This is a genomic window from Stenotrophomonas sp. LGBM10 (assembly GCF_046736075.1).
Lineage (GTDB): Bacteria > Pseudomonadota > Gammaproteobacteria > Xanthomonadales > Xanthomonadaceae > Stenotrophomonas.
Genome location: NZ_CP177163.1, coordinates 981,458 through 996,841, shown reverse-complemented (window position 1 = coordinate 996,841; position 15,384 = coordinate 981,458). Strand labels below are relative to the sequence as shown.

General features: G+C 68.4%; 15 protein-coding genes. 10 read left to right on the top strand and 5 right to left on the bottom strand.

Going from position 1 to position 15,384, the window contains the following annotated elements; genetic code table 11:
* Window positions 1-166 precede the first annotated feature (166 nt).
* Complete coding sequence (locus ACLB90_RS04270; RefSeq protein ID WP_411851763.1) at window positions 167-1,018, top strand: pirin family protein; 852 nt, start codon at window positions 167-169, stop codon at window positions 1,016-1,018.
* Window positions 1,019-1,077: 59 nt separating this feature from the next.
* Here the strand turns inward: ACLB90_RS04270 and ACLB90_RS04265 are convergent, their stop codons facing one another.
* The 4 genes from ACLB90_RS04265 to ACLB90_RS04250 all read right to left on the bottom strand — a co-directional run bounded on the left by ACLB90_RS04265 (window position 1,078) and on the right by ACLB90_RS04250 (window position 5,689).
* Window positions 1,078-1,539: a hypothetical protein gene (locus tag ACLB90_RS04265; RefSeq protein ID WP_411851762.1), complete on the bottom strand. Its 462-nt coding sequence runs from the start codon at window positions 1,537-1,539 to the stop codon at window positions 1,078-1,080.
* A 250-nt stretch (window positions 1,540-1,789) separates the two neighbouring features.
* Entirely contained in the window at window positions 1,790-2,512 is a 723-nt protein-coding gene (aqpZ, locus tag ACLB90_RS04260; protein WP_411851761.1) for an aquaporin Z, read from the bottom strand.
* A 101-nt stretch (window positions 2,513-2,613) separates the two neighbouring features.
* A complete protein-coding gene (locus ACLB90_RS04255; RefSeq protein ID WP_411851760.1) occupies window positions 2,614-3,477 on the bottom strand; it encodes a pirin family protein in 864 nt (287 codons plus the stop codon).
* A 148-nt stretch (window positions 3,478-3,625) separates the two neighbouring features.
* Window positions 3,626-5,689: a 3-hydroxyacyl-CoA dehydrogenase NAD-binding domain-containing protein gene (locus tag ACLB90_RS04250; RefSeq protein WP_411851759.1), complete on the bottom strand. Its 2,064-nt coding sequence runs from the start codon at window positions 5,687-5,689 to the stop codon at window positions 3,626-3,628.
* 237 nt (window positions 5,690-5,926) lie between these two features.
* Here ACLB90_RS04250 and rpoE point away from each other — a divergent pair, with 237 nt between their 5' ends.
* From rpoE to recO, 9 genes are all read left to right on the top strand, one after another.
* Window positions 5,927-6,547 carry an RNA polymerase sigma factor RpoE gene (rpoE, locus tag ACLB90_RS04245; protein WP_136003119.1) on the top strand — a complete coding sequence of 207 codons (621 nt, stop codon included), beginning with the start codon at window positions 5,927-5,929 and terminating at the stop codon, window positions 6,545-6,547.
* Window positions 6,544-7,425: a sigma-E factor negative regulatory protein gene (locus ACLB90_RS04240; RefSeq protein WP_411851758.1), complete on the top strand. Its 882-nt coding sequence runs from the start codon at window positions 6,544-6,546 to the stop codon at window positions 7,423-7,425. Before rpoE ends, ACLB90_RS04240 begins: the two co-directional genes overlap by 4 nt.
* Window positions 7,426-7,511: 86 nt before the next feature.
* Window positions 7,512-9,038 carry a DegQ family serine endoprotease gene (locus ACLB90_RS04235; RefSeq protein WP_411851757.1) on the top strand — a complete coding sequence of 509 codons (1,527 nt, stop codon included), beginning with the start codon at window positions 7,512-7,514 and terminating at the stop codon, window positions 9,036-9,038.
* A 167-nt stretch (window positions 9,039-9,205) separates the two neighbouring features.
* Window positions 9,206-10,996 (top strand): translation elongation factor 4, encoded by a 1,791-nt coding sequence (lepA, locus tag ACLB90_RS04230; RefSeq protein ID WP_411851756.1) that lies wholly within the window; start codon window positions 9,206-9,208, stop codon window positions 10,994-10,996.
* Between the two features lie 24 nt (window positions 10,997-11,020).
* Window positions 11,021-11,815 carry a signal peptidase I gene (gene lepB / locus ACLB90_RS04225; protein ID WP_017356784.1) on the top strand — a complete coding sequence of 265 codons (795 nt, stop codon included), beginning with the start codon at window positions 11,021-11,023 and terminating at the stop codon, window positions 11,813-11,815.
* A gap of 32 nt (window positions 11,816-11,847) precedes the next feature.
* The gene (locus ACLB90_RS04220; protein ID WP_411851755.1) at window positions 11,848-12,231 is read left to right on the top strand and encodes a DUF4845 domain-containing protein; all 384 of its coding nucleotides are present in this window, start codon (window positions 11,848-11,850) and stop codon (window positions 12,229-12,231) included.
* Complete coding sequence (gene rnc / locus ACLB90_RS04215) at window positions 12,221-12,901, top strand: ribonuclease III (RefSeq protein ID WP_411851754.1); 681 nt, start codon at window positions 12,221-12,223, stop codon at window positions 12,899-12,901. The genes ACLB90_RS04220 and rnc overlap by 11 nt, the downstream gene beginning before the upstream one ends.
* Window positions 12,898-13,794, top strand: coding sequence for a GTPase Era (gene era / locus ACLB90_RS04210; protein WP_411851753.1), 897 nt, complete (start codon window positions 12,898-12,900; stop codon window positions 13,792-13,794). The genes rnc and era overlap by 4 nt, the downstream gene beginning before the upstream one ends.
* A gap of 95 nt (window positions 13,795-13,889) precedes the next feature.
* Window positions 13,890-14,612 carry a DNA repair protein RecO gene (gene recO / locus ACLB90_RS04205; protein WP_411851752.1) on the top strand — a complete coding sequence of 241 codons (723 nt, stop codon included), beginning with the start codon at window positions 13,890-13,892 and terminating at the stop codon, window positions 14,610-14,612.
* Between the two features lie 21 nt (window positions 14,613-14,633).
* Here the strand turns inward: recO and ACLB90_RS04200 are convergent, their stop codons facing one another.
* Window positions 14,634-15,359 carry a response regulator gene (locus tag ACLB90_RS04200; RefSeq protein ID WP_411851751.1) on the bottom strand — a complete coding sequence of 242 codons (726 nt, stop codon included), beginning with the start codon at window positions 15,357-15,359 and terminating at the stop codon, window positions 14,634-14,636.
* Window positions 15,360-15,384: the final 25 nt, after the last annotated feature.

Here is a 15,384-nt window from a genome sequence, read left to right as displayed (position 1 = left end):
GGTCGCAACGCGGGCGGCGTGGGGATGCGGACAGCGGCAGCGGTCATGCACGCGGCCTGCACGGTGGGCGCACGCCACCACTGGAACAATCGGTTGCGGGCGTGGCGGTTGGCGGCAGCGGGCGCGACGCCCATGTTGTATCCCGTCCCCACCCGTCGGAGTCGACATGAGCAGCCCCAACCCCGTGCGCGTGCTGCGCACCATCCGTGGCATGGCCACCTCCGACGGCGCCGGCGTGCGCCTGACGCGCGTGATCGGCGGGCCGTCGCTGCCCGACCTGGACCCGTTCCTGCTGCTGGATGAATTCGGCACCGACCGCGCCGAGGACTACATCGCCGGCTTCCCCAGTCACCCGCACCGTGGCTTCGAGACCGTGACCTATATGCTCGATGGGCGCATGCGCCACAAGGACAACCACGGCAACGAGGGCCTGCTGACCCCGGGCAGCGTGCAATGGATGACCGCCGGGCGCGGCCTGGTGCATTCGGAAATGCCCGAACAGGAATCCGGGCAGATGCGCGGCTTCCAGCTGTGGGTGAACCTGCCGGCGCGCGACAAGATGACCGATCCGAAGTACCAGGAGTTCGCGCCCGAGCGCATCCCGGTGGCGCAGCCGGCCGACGGCGTGCAGGTGAAGGTGATCGCGGGGCAGGTCGGCGACGTGACCGGGCCGATCGTCCAGCCGGCGACCGATCCTGTGTACCTGGACATCACCCTCGGCGCCGGTGCCGGGTGGTCGTACGACCTGCCGGATGGGCACAGCGCATTCGCGTACGTCTTCGAGGGCGGGCTGACGGTCGGGCAGGGCGAGGATGCGCGGCCGGTGGCACGGCAGGAGCTGGCGGTGCTCGGCGGCGGCGAGCGCCTGGAGCTCCAGGCCGGTGCCGACGGCGCGCGGCTGATCCTGGTGGCGGGCCGGCCGCTGCGCGAGCCGGTGATGCGCCACGGCCCGTTCGTGATGAACACCCGCCAGGAACTGATGCAGGCCTTCGTGGATTTCCAGGAAGGCCGCTTCTGAGGCGCTGAGGCCGGGCGGAGGGCGGTAGTGCCGGGCGGTGCCCGGCGACTGCTGCACCGTCAGCGCCCTGCTGCCACCGCTGTCGGATTCAGATTCATGCTCTGGGTGAGGGACTGCAGCGTGCCCAGTTCCTGCGTGGTGTCGGCATACAGCGCGATCTGCGCGTAGCGGTTCTTGTCGTACTTCACCACCGCCACGCGACGGGTGTCGTAGCCCGGCGGTTTCTGGCCGCCCAGATCCGGCTGGTACCAGTACATCGATTCGCCGGCGAAACCGCCTTTTTCCTGGCGCAGCGTGCGGGTCAGGGTGAGCGCGGGATCGCGCGCGCTGAGAATCAGGCTCAGCACCTCGCGTCCATCGGCGGTGCTGGCCTTGCACAGCATGAAATCGGACTGTGCCTGCTGCTGCCACTGCAGGCCGCTGCCGGCAGGCAGCGAAGGACATCCGGACGGCGATTGCGCCCATGCCACGGCGGCGGACGACAACAGGCACAGGCATACAGCGGCGCGCAGGACGTTCATGCTTTCCCCCAGGGTCGGAATGGCCGTGTCCGCCTCGGGCAGGCGCGATCCGGTGGCCGCAGAAACCCAGGCCGATGGCTGCGCATATCCCCATGCGCGTCCCGGAGGCGCCAGCCGTCAGGTGACGGACTGGTGATTCGGACGGTAGCGGAATGTGATTCGATCTACAAATATCAGTTTCAAATGAATGTGAATCCGTAGTGCAGCGTGCCCTATCGGGCAGGCCGTGGCGGCCTGCCCGTCGCCCCGCTCAGCGCGGCTCCGCGCCGATCCATTTGTAGGCCACGCCGCCGATCAGGCCGCCCAGCACCGGGGCCAGCCAGAACAGCCACAGCTGCCCGACCGCGCCACTGCCGGCGAAGAAGGCCACGGCCGTGGATCGCGCCGGGTTCACCGAGGTATTGGTGACCGGAATGCTGATCAGGTGGATCAGCGTCAACGCCAGGCCGATCGCGATCGGAGCGAACCCGGCCGGTGCCCGGCCGTGGGTGGACCCCATGATCACGATCAGGAACACCGCCGTCAGCACCACCTCGCACAGGAAGGCGGCCGCCACGCTGTACCCGCCAGGCGACAGTGCGCCGTACCCGTTGCTGGCGAATGCACCGGCCTGGCTGCCATCGATGACGAAGCCGGGTGCGCCCGAGGCGATCTGCAGCAGAATGAAACCCGCCAGCAGGCCACCAAGCACCTGGGCGACGATGTAAGGCACCAGGTCGCGCGCCGGAAAGCGGCCGCCGGCCCAGAGGCCGATGCTGACGGCCGGGTTGAAGTGCGCGCCGGACACATGGCCGAACGCATAGGCCCCGGTCAGCACGGTCAGGCCGAAGGCCAGCGCCACGCCGAGAAACCCGATGCCGAGGGGATTGCCGTCACCGCCGAACTTGGCCGCCAGTACCGCACTTCCACAGCCGCCCAGCACCAACCAGAACGTGCCGAGGAACTCGGCCGCAAGTCGCTTGCCCATGCTCATCGATGTCTCCACGCGGTCTGCCCGGGATGGGCAGGCAGACCGTAGCTGAATCGATGTTCATCGGTGTGAGTGCGGCGTCAACGTGCCGACGAAGGGCAGGGTCAGGCCTGCGGCAGGGGAATGAACTCTTTGTCGTCGCCGGGAATGGTGCCGAAGGCGCCGGCTTCCCAGTCGTGCTTGGCCTGCTCCAGGCGCTCCTTGGAACTGGAGACGAAGTTCCACCACAGGTGGCGCGGGCCATCCAGCGGTTCTCCGCCCATCAGCATCGCCTTGACCGGGGTCTTGGCGCGCAGGCGGCCGCGTGCGCCCGGTTCGGGCAGGATCAGGTGCTGGGCCGGCACGTCCACGCCGTCCAGCTGCGCCTCGCCTTCGAGGATGTACAGCGAGCGCTCCACGTGGCCGGTATCCAGATCGATCTCGCCGTCCGGGTCCAGGTCGATGGCCACGTTGAGGGTGTCGCTGAACACCTTCACCGGCGACTCCTCGCCGTACGCACGCCCGGCGATCACGCGCAGCCAGGCGCCGTTGCGGCGCTGCTGGGGCAGGGTGGCCGCAGCATGGTGGTGGAACGCCGGGTCGGTTTCTTCGGCGCTCCTGGGCAGCGCGATCCAGGTCTGCATGCCGTGCAGCGGGTGGTCGTGTTCGCGCTCCACCGGCGGGGTGCGCTCGGAGTGGGCGATGCCGCGGCCGGCGGTCATCCAGTTGACGTCACCGGGACGGATCACCTGGTTCGAGCCGAGGGTGTCGCGGTGGCCGATGGCGCCGGACCACAGGAAGGTGACGGTGGCCAGGCCGATATGCGGATGCGGGCGCACGTCGATGCCGGTGCCGGCGCCGAGCACGGCCGGGCCCATCTGATCGACGAACACGAATGGCCCGACACTGCGCGCCTGCAGGGTGGGCACCGCACGGCGCACCTGCAGGCCGCCGATGTCGTGCACGCGGGGGGCGATGATGGTGGTCATGCGGGCGATCTCGCTGGCGGGGACAGGCGGAAAGGATGGCACGCGGCCAGGGCGGCTGCATGGCCCGTTCGGGTAACAGGTTGTTTCGTTTGCGATTGCACAAAAAAACGCCACCTTCCGGTGGCGTTTCATGTCGAACGATGGATCCTTAAATCACCGGCTCGCGCAGCACCGCATCGTCCCAGCCCGGGCGCGGTGCGAAGCGGTCGCCATAGCGCTGCTGCAGCGCCTTCAGACGTTCCACCAGCACATCGGCACCGGTGGCGCGGATGTACTGGATCGGGCCGCCGCGGAACGGGGCAAACCCGGTGCCGAAGATCACGCCCGCATCGAGCAGGTCGGCGTCGGCCACCACGCCTTCGTGCAGGCAGGCCACGGCTTCATTGAGCAGTGGCAGGATCAGGCGGTCTTCCAGATCGGCGGGCACGGTGTAGCCGGCCGGCACGTCCGGCTTCTGCGCGCGGCCGTTCTCCCACTTGTACAGGCCCTGGCCATCCTTCTTGCCGCGCTTGCCCTGTTCAACGGTTTCCAGCGCGGCCGGAATCTGCAGGCCCAAGAACGGCGCCAGCTCCTTGCCCACGCCGGCGGCCACGTCCAGGCCGACGGTGTCGAGCAGTTCGATCGGGCCCATCGGCATGCCGAACTTCACCGCCGCCTTGTCCAGCACCGGCCCGGGCACGCCTTCGGCGTAGGCGGTGGCCGCTTCGAGCATGTACGGGAACAGCACGCGGTTGACCAGGAAGCCGGGCGTGCCGGCCACCGGCACCGGGAACTTGCCCAGCGCCTTGCAGAACGACGCCAGCCGGCGCTCGGTTTCCGGGGCCATGCCGTCGTGGTGGATGATTTCCACCAGCGGCATCTGCGCCACCGGGTTGAAATAGTGCAGGCCGGCGAACTGGGCCGGGCGCTGGATGTGGTCGCGCAGTTCCACCAGCGGAATGGAGGATGTGTTGGTGGTCAGCAGTGCGTCGGCCTTCATCCGCGGTTCCAGCGTCTGGTACAGCGCACGCTTGGCTTCCGGATTCTCGATGATCGCTTCAATCACCAGGTCGGCCACGGCCACGCCGTCGCCGGCCAAGTCGGCCTTGAGCCGCGCGGCCACGGCCGGGCGCTTGCTCTCGTCCTTCACCTTCTTGGCGAACAGCGCCTGCGCGCGTTCCATCGCCGGGTCGATGAAACGCTGTTCGCGGTCCTGCAGGGTCACGTTGAAGCCCTTGTAGGCCGACCACGCGGCGATGTCGCCGCCCATCACGCCCGCGCCGACCACGTGCACGTGGGTGATGCCGTGGTCCTTGCCGCCCAGCGCCTTCAGCCGCTCGGTCAGGAAGAAGATGCGGATCAGGTTGCGCGCGGTCGGGGTGCTGGCCAGTTTGACCACGGCGCGGCGTTCGGCATCCAGACGGGTCTGGATCGGGCTGCCGCCGGTGCGCGCCCAGGTGTTGATCAGGGCGTACGGCGCCGGGTAGTGCTCCTTGCGGGCCTTGCGCGCGACCTGCTTGGCCATCTGCGGGGCCAGCAGCCTTTGGGCCAGCCAGGTGTTGGTTGCCCAGGCGGTCGCCCGCTGCTTGAACGGGCGGGTAGTGCCGGCCAGCGCCAGGGCCACGGCGGTATCGAGCAGCACGGCCGGTGCCACCACCTTGTCGACCAGGCCGATGCTGCGCGCGGCCGAGGCCGACAGGTTGCGGCCGGTCAGCATCATGTCCATCGCCGCCGGCGCGCCCACCAGCTGCGGCAGGCGTGCGCTGCCGCCCCAGCCCGGGAAGATGCCGAGCTGGGTTTCCGGCAGGCCGATCCGGGTGGAGGGATCGTTGGACGCCACCCGGTAACGGCAGGCCAGCGCCAGCTCGGTGCCGCCGCCCAGGCAGTGGCCGTGGATCGCCGCCACGGTCGGGCAGGGCAGCTCGGCCAGCTTCTGGTACGTGCTCTGGCCGCGGCGGATGGCGTCGTTGACGGTGCCGCGGCGGTCGAACTCCTGGAACTCCTTCAGGTCCGCGCCGGCGATGAACCCGGCCGCCTTGATCGACTGGATCACCACCGCCTTGGGCGGGTCGATGGCGATGCGCTCGATCAGGTCGCCCAGTTCCAGCAGCACGTCCTGCGACATCGCATTGACGCTGCTGTCCTGGCGGTCGAGGCTGAGCACCACGACACCATCGTCACGGATCTGCGGGTGCCAATGTGAGAAGCGGAGCCCATCGAAGCCTGAGAGCATGGGGACGTTCCATCCGGTTGTGTATGGAGAAGGGGGCTATGATCCAGAGGTTGTTTCCTCCCCGTCAAATCCCTATAGCTGGGGGAGAACGACCGCCGGTTCGCTGCCTGGATCGGAAACCTTAACGGAACGGTGGTTAAAAGCTGGTGCGGCGTCGTTGATCGGTCGCTGAACTTTTCCCGGGATTGGCAGTCTCATTGCCCGACGTCGGTTGGGCTGACAGGAGTGCGGCCCCCAATGGCCGAGGTTGAAACACCACAGGAGCTGGACCTGGAACTGGTCCGGCGCGTGCAGCGCGGCGAAAGTGCGGCGTTCGATGTCCTGGTGCGCAAGTACCAGCACCGGATCGTCGCCCTGATCGGGCGCTACATCGCCGACTGGAGTGAATGTCAGGACGTCGCACAGGACACGTTCGTCCGCGCGTATCGCGCGATCGGCAGTTTCCGTGGCGACGCCCAGTTCTATACCTGGTTGCACCGGATCGCCGTGAACACTGCCAAGAACCATCTCGCCGCCCACAACCGCCGCCCGCCCACCGATGACATCGACATCGGGGACGCCGAGCAGTACGACAGCGGCACCCGCCTGCGCGACACCGACACGCCCGAGCGCGAACTGATGCGCCAGGAGCTGGAACAGACGGTGATGAAGGCGGTGGCGGCATTGCCGGAGGAACTGCGTTCGGCCATCACCCTGCGCGAGGTGGATGGCATGAGTTACGAGGAAATCGCGCAGAAGATGGGGTGCCCGATCGGCACCGTGCGGTCGCGGATTTTCCGTGCCCGTGAGGCCATCGACACTGAACTTCGGCCGCTGCTGGATATCGGCAGCGCCACCCGCGAGAAGAGCCGCGTATGACCCCCAAGATGCCTACCCCTGGAAACGCCGGCACCGCGCCGGACAAGCTGGATGCCCATAACCGCCAGCAGCTGTCGGCGCTGATCGACGGCGAACTGTCGGCCGACGAGGCGCGCTTCATGCTGCGCCGGCTGGAACACGACGAAGCGCTGTCCGGGTGCCACGAACGCTGGCAGATGCTCGGTGATGTGCTGCGCGGGCAGGCCTGTGCGCCCGCGCCGCAGGCGTTCGCCGACCGCATCCGCGTGGCGGTGGCCGCCGAGCCGCGGCCGCAGCTGCAGCCGGCGGCAGCACCGGCCACGGTGCGTCGCGGTGGCTGGCGTCGGTGGGGCGGCGGTGCCGCCCTGGCCGCCTCGGTGGCGGCGGTGGCGATGTTCATGACCCGCGAGCAGCTGCCCAGCGAGACGCCGCTGCCCGCGCAGACCACGGTGATCGCCAGCCAGGCCGAACTGCCGCCGGCGCCACCCGCCACCACGGCCGCCTCGGTCGATGCCGCCCTGGTCGTGGCCGCCGCGCCAGCCGCAGCGGTCGCGGCGGCCAGCCGCCGGCAGGATGTGGCGGCCGCGCGCCGCAACAGCGCCACCCGTACCCAGCAGGCCGCGCGCGGCGCGGTCGAGCGCAGCGCCGAGCCGCAGCGTGCTGTCGCCGTCAGCCCCGCGCCGGCAGTGCCGGCTGCGGCCGCGCGCGCCTATCCGTTCGGTGACGTCGGCAGCCTGCAGGCCAAGCCCTGGCCGCGCTCCACTCTGGCCCCGGCCGGTGGCGGCGCGCTCAATGCCAGCTTCTCCACGCAGGAGCCGCGCGCCGCGTTCTATCCGTTCGAGCCGCGCCTGCAGGAGGCCGAACCGGCCGTGCCGGCCAGCCGCAGCCATCGCGACTGAGCCGCGTGGCATTCCGATGTTCGCGCTGCGGCCGTCCGGCCGCAGCGTCCCTCTCCCTTTCTTCCTGACCCGGAGGCTCGCGTCTGATGACCCCTCGCATGCGTAAGCAGGCCCTGTCCCTGCTGGCTCTGTCCCTGACTCTTCCCCTCGGGGCCTGTGCCCAGTCGCCGTCCCCGACCGCGCCGGTGGCGGCCGCCCCCGCCGCTGCGCCGCGCGCGCCGGCTCCGCAACTGGTCAGCGGGCTGCCGGACTTCACCAACCTGGTCGAACAGGTCGGGCCCGGCGTGGTCAACGTCGAGACCACCATCGTGCGCACCGCACGCAGCGCCCGGGCGATGGGGCCCGGCGATGACGACATGCCGGAATTCTTCCGCCGCTTCTTCGGTCCCGATTTCCAGATGCCCGGCCAGCCGGGCGGGCAGGGCGAGGCGCCCCAGGGGCGTGGCATGGGCTCGGGCTTCATCATCTCGGCCGACGGCTATGTGCTGACCAACTACCACGTGGTCGCCGATGCCAGCGAGGTGAAGGTCAAGCTGGGCGACCGCCGCGAATTCACCGCCAAAGTGATCGGCAGTGACCAGCAGTACGACGTGGCCCTGCTCAAGATCGACGCGAAGAACCTGCCGACCGTGCGCGTCGGCGACTCCAACACGCTCAAGCCGGGCCAGTGGGTGGTCGCGATCGGCTCGCCGTTCGGCCTGGACCACTCGGTCACCGCCGGCGTGGTCAGCGCGGTCGGTCGCAGCACCGGCGGTCCGGACCAGCGCTACGTGCCGTTCATCCAGACCGACGTGGCGATCAACCAGGGCAACTCGGGCGGCCCGCTGCTCAATACCCGCGGTGAAGTGGTCGGCATCAACTCGCAGATCTTCTCCGCCTCCGGCGGCTACATGGGCATCAGCTTCGCGATCCCGATCGACCTGGCGATGGGCGCGGTCGAGCAGATCAAGACCTCCGGCCGGGTCAGCCGTGGCCAGCTGGGGGCCGTGGTCGAGCCGATCGACGGGTTGAAGGCGCAGGGCCTGGGCCTGCCCGACAGCCGTGGTGCGCTGGTCAACCAGATCGTGCCTGGCAGTGCGGCAGCCAAGGCTGGCGTGGAAATCGGCGATGTCATCCGCTCCGTCAACGGCAGCATGGTCAATGCCTGGTCGGATCTGCCGCCGGCGATCGGCGCGATGCCGCCGGGCAGCAAGGTACGCCTGGGCATCGTGCGCGAGGGCAAGGAGCGCGAGCTCACCGCCACCCTGACCGAGCTGGCCGAGGACGCCGAGCGCGCCAGCAGCCGCCCGGCCACGGCCGACGCGGCCACGCCGCAGGCCGGCGCCAACGCCCTGCTGGGCCTGGAGGTCATCGACTTGACCGCTGCCCAGCGCAAGCAGCTGGGCCTGGAGTCCGGTGAAGGCGTGCGCATCACCCGGGTGACCGGCCAGGCCGCGCGGGATGCGCAGCTGTCGCAGGGCATGGTGATCCTGCAGGTCGGGCGCACCCCGGTTGGCAGTGTGGCAGCGCTGGATCGCCAGCTGTCGGGCTACAAGAAGGGTGACGTGGTGATGCTGCTGGTCCGCTCCGGCGCCGGCAACAGCGCGTTCGTGGCGATCAGGACGGGGCGGTAAGCCCCGCCATTGCTGCGTTTCCGGGCCCGCTTCGGCGGGCCCGGTCGTTTCTGGAGGGCATTGGCGACAATCGGACGTCGGCCCACGCGGGAGCCGGCCGGCCATGCGATAATGTGTCGTTATCCTGACGACGCGACGCGCCGCCGCCACCTATGTCCTCTGATTCGATGCGGAACATCCGCAACTTCTCCATCATCGCCCACGTCGACCACGGCAAGTCCACGCTGGCCGATCGCATCATCCAGCTTTGCGGTGGCCTCCAGGCCCGCGAGATGGAGGCGCAGGTGCTCGACTCCAACCCGATCGAGCGCGAGCGTGGCATCACCATCAAGGCCCAGTCGGTCTCCTTGCCCTACGTGGCAAAAGACGGCCAGACCTACCACCTGAACTTCATCGACACCCCCGGGCATGTCGACTTCTCCTATGAAGTCAGCCGCTCGCTGGCCGCCTGCGAAGGCGCGCTGCTGGTGGTCGATGCGGCCCAGGGTGTGGAAGCGCAGTCGGTCGCCAACTGCTACACCGCGGTGGAGCAGGGGCTGGAAGTGGTGCCGGTGATCAACAAGATCGACCTGCCCACCGCCGACATCGAGCGCGCCAAGGCCGAGATCGAGGCCGTGATCGGCATCGACGCCACCGATGCGGTGCCGGTCAGTGCCAAGACCGGCCTGAACGTGCAGGACGTGCTGGAGGCGATCGTGCACCGCATTCCGCCGCCGGTGCCGCGCGATACCGACAAGCTGCAGGCGCTGATCATCGACTCGTGGTTCGACAACTACCTGGGCGTGGTCTCGCTGGTGCGCGTGATGCAGGGCCAGATCAAGGCCGGCGACAAGCTGCAGGTGATGTCCACCGGCCGCAACCACCAGGTCGACAACGTCGGCGTGTTCACGCCCAAGCGCAAAGTGCTGCCGGCCCTGCGCGCCGGTGAAGTGGGCTGGGTCACCGCGAGCATCAAGGACGTCCACGGCGCGCCCGTCGGCGACACCCTGACCCTGGCGGCCGATCCGGCGCCCAAGCCGCTGCCCGGTTTCCAGGAAATGCAGCCGCGCGTGTTCGCCGGCCTGTTCCCGGTCGATGCCGAAGATTACCCGGACCTGCGCGAAGCGCTGGACAAGCTGCGCCTGAACGACGCCGCGCTGCGTTTCGAGCCGGAAAGCTCCGAAGCGATGGGCTTCGGCTTCCGCTGCGGCTTCCTCGGCATGCTGCACATGGAAATCGTGCAGGAGCGCCTGGAGCGCGAATACAACCTGGACCTGATCAGCACCGCGCCGACCGTGGTCTATGAAGTGCTCAAGACCGACGGCTCGATCATCAACATGGACAACCCGGCCAAGCTGCCGCCGGTGAACCAGGTCGAGGAGATCCGCGAGCCGATCATCCGTGCCAACGTGCTCACGCCTGAAGAGTACATCGGCAACATCATCAAGCTGTGCGAAGAAAAGCGCGGCAGCCAGATCGGCATCAACTACCTCGGCAGCCAGGTGCAGATCAGCTACGAGCTGCCGATGGCCGAGGTGGTGCTGGACTTCTTCGACAAGCTCAAGTCGGTCAGCCGCGGCTACGCCTCGCTGGACTACCACTTCGTGCGCTTCGATGCCGGTCCGTTCGTCCGCGTGGACGTGCTGATCAACGGCGACAAGGTCGATGCGCTGTCGCTGATCGTGCACCGCAGCCACGCCGACCGGCGCGGCCGCGAGCTGTGCGAGAAGATGAAGGAACTGATCCCCCGGCAGATGTTCGACGTGGCCATCCAGGCCGCCGTGGGCTCGCAGATCATCTCCCGCACGACCGTCAAAGCCATGCGCAAGAACGTTCTTGCCAAGTGCTATGGTGGCGACGTTTCGCGCAAGAAGAAGCTGTTGGAGAAGCAGAAGGAAGGCAAGAAGCGCATGAAGCAGGTGGGCCGCGTGGAGATCCCGCAGGAAGCCTTCCTCGCCGTGCTGCAGATGGACAAGTAAGGCACCCGATCCCAAGGACACCGCATGAAATTGTTTGAAATCCTCCTGGTCGTACTGACGCTGGCCTCCGGGCTGATCCTGCTGGCCGACAAGCTGTACTTCGCCAGGCGCCGTGCCGCGCGCGCCGGCCTGCTGGATTCCGAACCGGTGCTGGTCGACTACTCGCGGGCGTTCTTCCCGGTGCTGGCGATCGTGCTGGTGGTGCGCAGCTTCATCGCCGAGCCGTACAAGATTCCGTCCAGCTCGATGATGCCCAACCTGCTGATCGGCGATTTCATCCTGGTCAACAAGTTCTCCTATGGCCTGCGCCTGCCGCTGAACAACGCCAAGATCGTCCCGCTGGGCGAACCCAAGCGCGGCGACGTGGTGGTGTTCCACTTCCCGGGCCATTCCGACGCCGATCCGGCCAAGGGCGAGAACTTCATCAAGCGCGTCATCGGCGTGCCGGGGGACGAGGTCGCCTTCCAGGGCGATGGCCTGATCCTCAACGGCGAGCCGGTGAAGTACGACAACAAGGGTATCTATGCCGGCCATCTCGGCCAGGGCGACGGCAGCACGCTGCTGGTCGAACACCTGCCGGGCCGCACCCACACCGTGCTGGAGACCGACTATCCGCGGGGCCAGGGCCAGTGGACCGTGCCGGCCGGCAAGTACCTGGTCATGGGCGACAACCGCGACAACAGCGATGATGGCCGCTTCTGGGGCCTGCTGCCGGAGGAGAATCTCCGGGGCAAGGCGTTCCTGATCTGGCTGAACTGCTCGGGCTGGTTCTGCAAGGATGGCTTCGAGCCGTCGCGGATCGGCTCGACCATCAACTGATCCATCACACCGGCGTATCTGGGGAGAACGCAATGAAGACGATGAACACGCAACGTGGCCTTACCCTGACCTCGTTCCTGGCGGTACTGATCGTGGTCGCCTTTGGCCTGTACGTCGGCATGAAGCTGTTCCCGATGTACCAGGAGTACTACTCGGTGCGGTCGGCGATGAAGAGCCTGGCCAAGGAGCCGGGCGTGGGCAACATGGAGCCCGGGCGTGTCCAGGATCTGTTCTTCAAGCGGCTGTACATCAATTACTCCGAAAACGTGAAGCCGGCCAACGTCAAGTTCGATCGTATCGATGGCGGCTGGAACATGAAGGTCAACTACGAAGTGCGTCGTGAAATGATCGGCAACCTCGACGTGGTGGGCCGGTTCGATACCAACCAGGAATTGACCCGTAGCGGTGCCGAATAAAACCTTCCAACGCGGTGACCTGATCGGCCACCCCTTCCACGATCCGGGTCTGCTGCAGCAGGCCCTGACGCATCGCAGTGCCGGCACGCCCAACAACGAGCGGCTGGAGTTCCTCGGCGACAGCATCGTCAACATGATGGTGGCCCAGGCGCTGTACGAGCGCTGGCCCAAGGCCGACGAGGGCGCGCTCACCCGCGCCCGGGCCGAGCTGGTGCGCGAAGGCGCGCTGGCGGTGATCGCCCGCACCCTGCAGCTGGGCGACCGGCTCACCCTGGGGCCCGGCGAGATGAAGTCCGGCGGCCAGCGCCGGGACTCGATTCTGGCTGATGCGCTGGAAGCGGTGGTCGCGGCGATCTACCTGGATGCCGGCTTTGCCGCCTGCCAGGCGGTGGTGCTGCCCTGGTTCAGCCCCTCGATGGAGGCGCTGCCCGCCACCGGCAAGCCGGAGAAAGACCCCAAGACGCGCCTGCAGGAATGGCTGCAGGCCCGACAGAAGGCGCTCCCACAGTACGAACTGGTGTCAGAATCGGGTGACGATCACGCCAAGACCTTCCGGGTACGCTGCGGCGTAACCGATCCTGCCGTCAGCACCGAAGGCGAAGGTGCCTCGCGACGGCTGGCCGAACAACAGGCGGCGGCCGCCGCCCTAGAGCAACTGGATTCCAAGTGAGCGAAGCAACCCCCCATCGTAGCGGCAGCGTGGCCGTCATCGGCCGCCCCAATGTCGGCAAATCCACCCTGACCAATGCCCTGGTCGGCGCCAAGGTCAGCATCGTGTCCAACCGGCCGCAGACCACGCGGCACCGGCTGCTCGGCATCGCCAGCTATCCGGAAGGGCAGCTGGTGCTGGTCGATACGCCTGGCCTGCACAAGGTGCAGAAGCGCGCCATGAACCGGGTGATGAACCGGGCGGCGCGCGGCTCGCTGGAAGGTGTCGACGCCGGGCTGCTGGTGATCGAGGCCGGCCGCTGGGACGAGGAAGACACCCTGGCCTTCAACGTCCTCAGCGATGCGGGCGTGCCGGTGGTGCTGGTGGTCAACAAGATCGACCGCCTCAAGGACAAGGGCGCGCTGCTGCCGTTCCTGCAGGAAGTGACCGCGGGCCGCAACTTTGCCGCGGTGCATCCGATTTCCGCGCAGAAGCGCAACGGCCTGGACGCGCTGGTGCGCGACGTGCTGAAGCTGCTGCCCGAAGCCCCGCCGATGTTCGGCGAGGATGAGATCACCGACCGCAGCCAGCGCTTCCTGGCCGGCGAACTGGTCCGCGAGCAGCTGATGCGCCAGCTCGGCGAAGAGCTGCCGTATGCCACCACGGTGGAGATCGAACGCTTCGTCGAAGACGGCAACCTGCTGCGCATCGGCGCGGTGATCTGGGTCGAGCGCGAAGGCCAGAAGGCGATCGTGATCGGCAAGGGCGGTACCCGCCTGAAGGATATCGGCGCCAAGGCCCGCATGCAGATGGAACGTCTGTTTGGTGCCAAGGTGTTCCTGGAGACCTGGGTGCGCGTGCGTGAAGGCTGGTCCGACGACGAAGCCGCGCTGAAGGCGTTCGGCTACGAATGAACCGCCACGGGCGCGCGCAGTGGCGCGGCGTCCGTCGTGTCCCGGCGTGCGCCGCGGTGGACACCCACCGGTCGGGTCGGGTCCGGGGCTAGGCCATGCGCATCGACGATGAACCGGCCTTCGTTCTGCATGCCCGCCCCTGGCGGGAGACCAGCCTGCTGGTGGAAGTGCTGACCGAACAGCATGGCCGGATCGGCCTGCTGGCGCGGGGGGTGTCCAGTGCGCGCAGCCAGCCGCTGCGGGCGGCACTGCAGCCCCTGCAATGGATCCGCCTGAGCGCGGTCCAGCGCGGCGAACTGGCCCAGCTGCGCGGTGCCGAGGCGCTCGATGCGGCCCCGCGGCTGCTCGGCGACGCGATGCTGGCCGGCTTCTACATCAACGAACTGCTGCTGCGCCTGGCACCCCGCCAGGACCCGCTGCCCGATCTGTATGACGCCTACGCGGTGGTACGCCAGCGGCTGCGCGACGGCGAACCGTTGGCGTGGACGCTGCGCCGCTTCGAACGGGATCTGCTGGAGGCGCTGGGAGTGGGGTTCGACCTGGCCCATGACGGCGATGGCGAGCCGCTCGATCCGGCCGCCCGCTACGAGCTCGACCCGGGCAATGGCCCCCGGCGCCTGCTCAGCGACCGGGGTGCCGACCAGCGGCGCGGCGCGGCCACCGGCAGCGCGCTGCTGGCGCTGGGCGCGGACCGCCTGCCCGGTGCCGAGGACTTGGGCAGCCTGCGCCGCAGCATGCGCACGGTCCTGCTGCACCACCTCGGCGGGCGGGGGCTGAAATCCTGGGAGATGCTCGACGACCTGTCGCGCCGCCGCTAGGGGCGGGCGGCGCGGTGAATCTCAATGCAGCAGCGATTCCACCGCCGCGCGGAACTGGGTCTGCGCACCGCCGGACTCCGGGGCCTGGTGCAGCTGGCGTACGGCACGGGCCAGGCGCGCGGCGCCGACGAAGCCGCAACTGGCCTGCAACCGGTGCAGTTGCCCGCGCAGCGCACGCACATCCTGCTGGAGCAGGGCCTGGGCCACTGCATCGCGCACCCCGGGCAGCTCGGCCAGGAACAGTTCGCGCAGGGCGATGAGATGGTTGCGCTGCCCGTTCAGGGCCGCCAGGGCGGTGGTCTCGTCCCAGTCCTGGCGCTCACCCTCGGCGTTGATTTCCGCCCCGGCCGCCGTGCCGCCGGGGCTGTTGACCAGCGCGCGGCGCACCGCCTTCAGCAGTTGTTCGCGGGTCAGCGGCTTGATCAGCGTCTCGCTGAAGCCGGCTTCGCGCAGCCGGGCATGGATGCTGCTGTCGCCATCGGCCGTGTGCGCCAGCGCCGGGGTATCCGGCCGCGAGCGGCGCAGGGCCTGCAGCAGCTCGGTACCGTTGCCGTCGGGCAGGTTGACGTCGATCAGCCACAGGTCATGGCCGCCGCCATTGGCGCGGTCCATCGCGGTGGCCAGCGAATCGGCGGTATCGACCTCGGCGGGCAGGGTTTCCAGCGCGGCCTTGAAGAAGCCGCGGCTGATGGTGTCGTCCTCGACGAGCAGGAATCGGGGCATCGGATCCCGCGGGGTCATCTGCATTGGGGCTGCCTCCATGTCAGCTGTG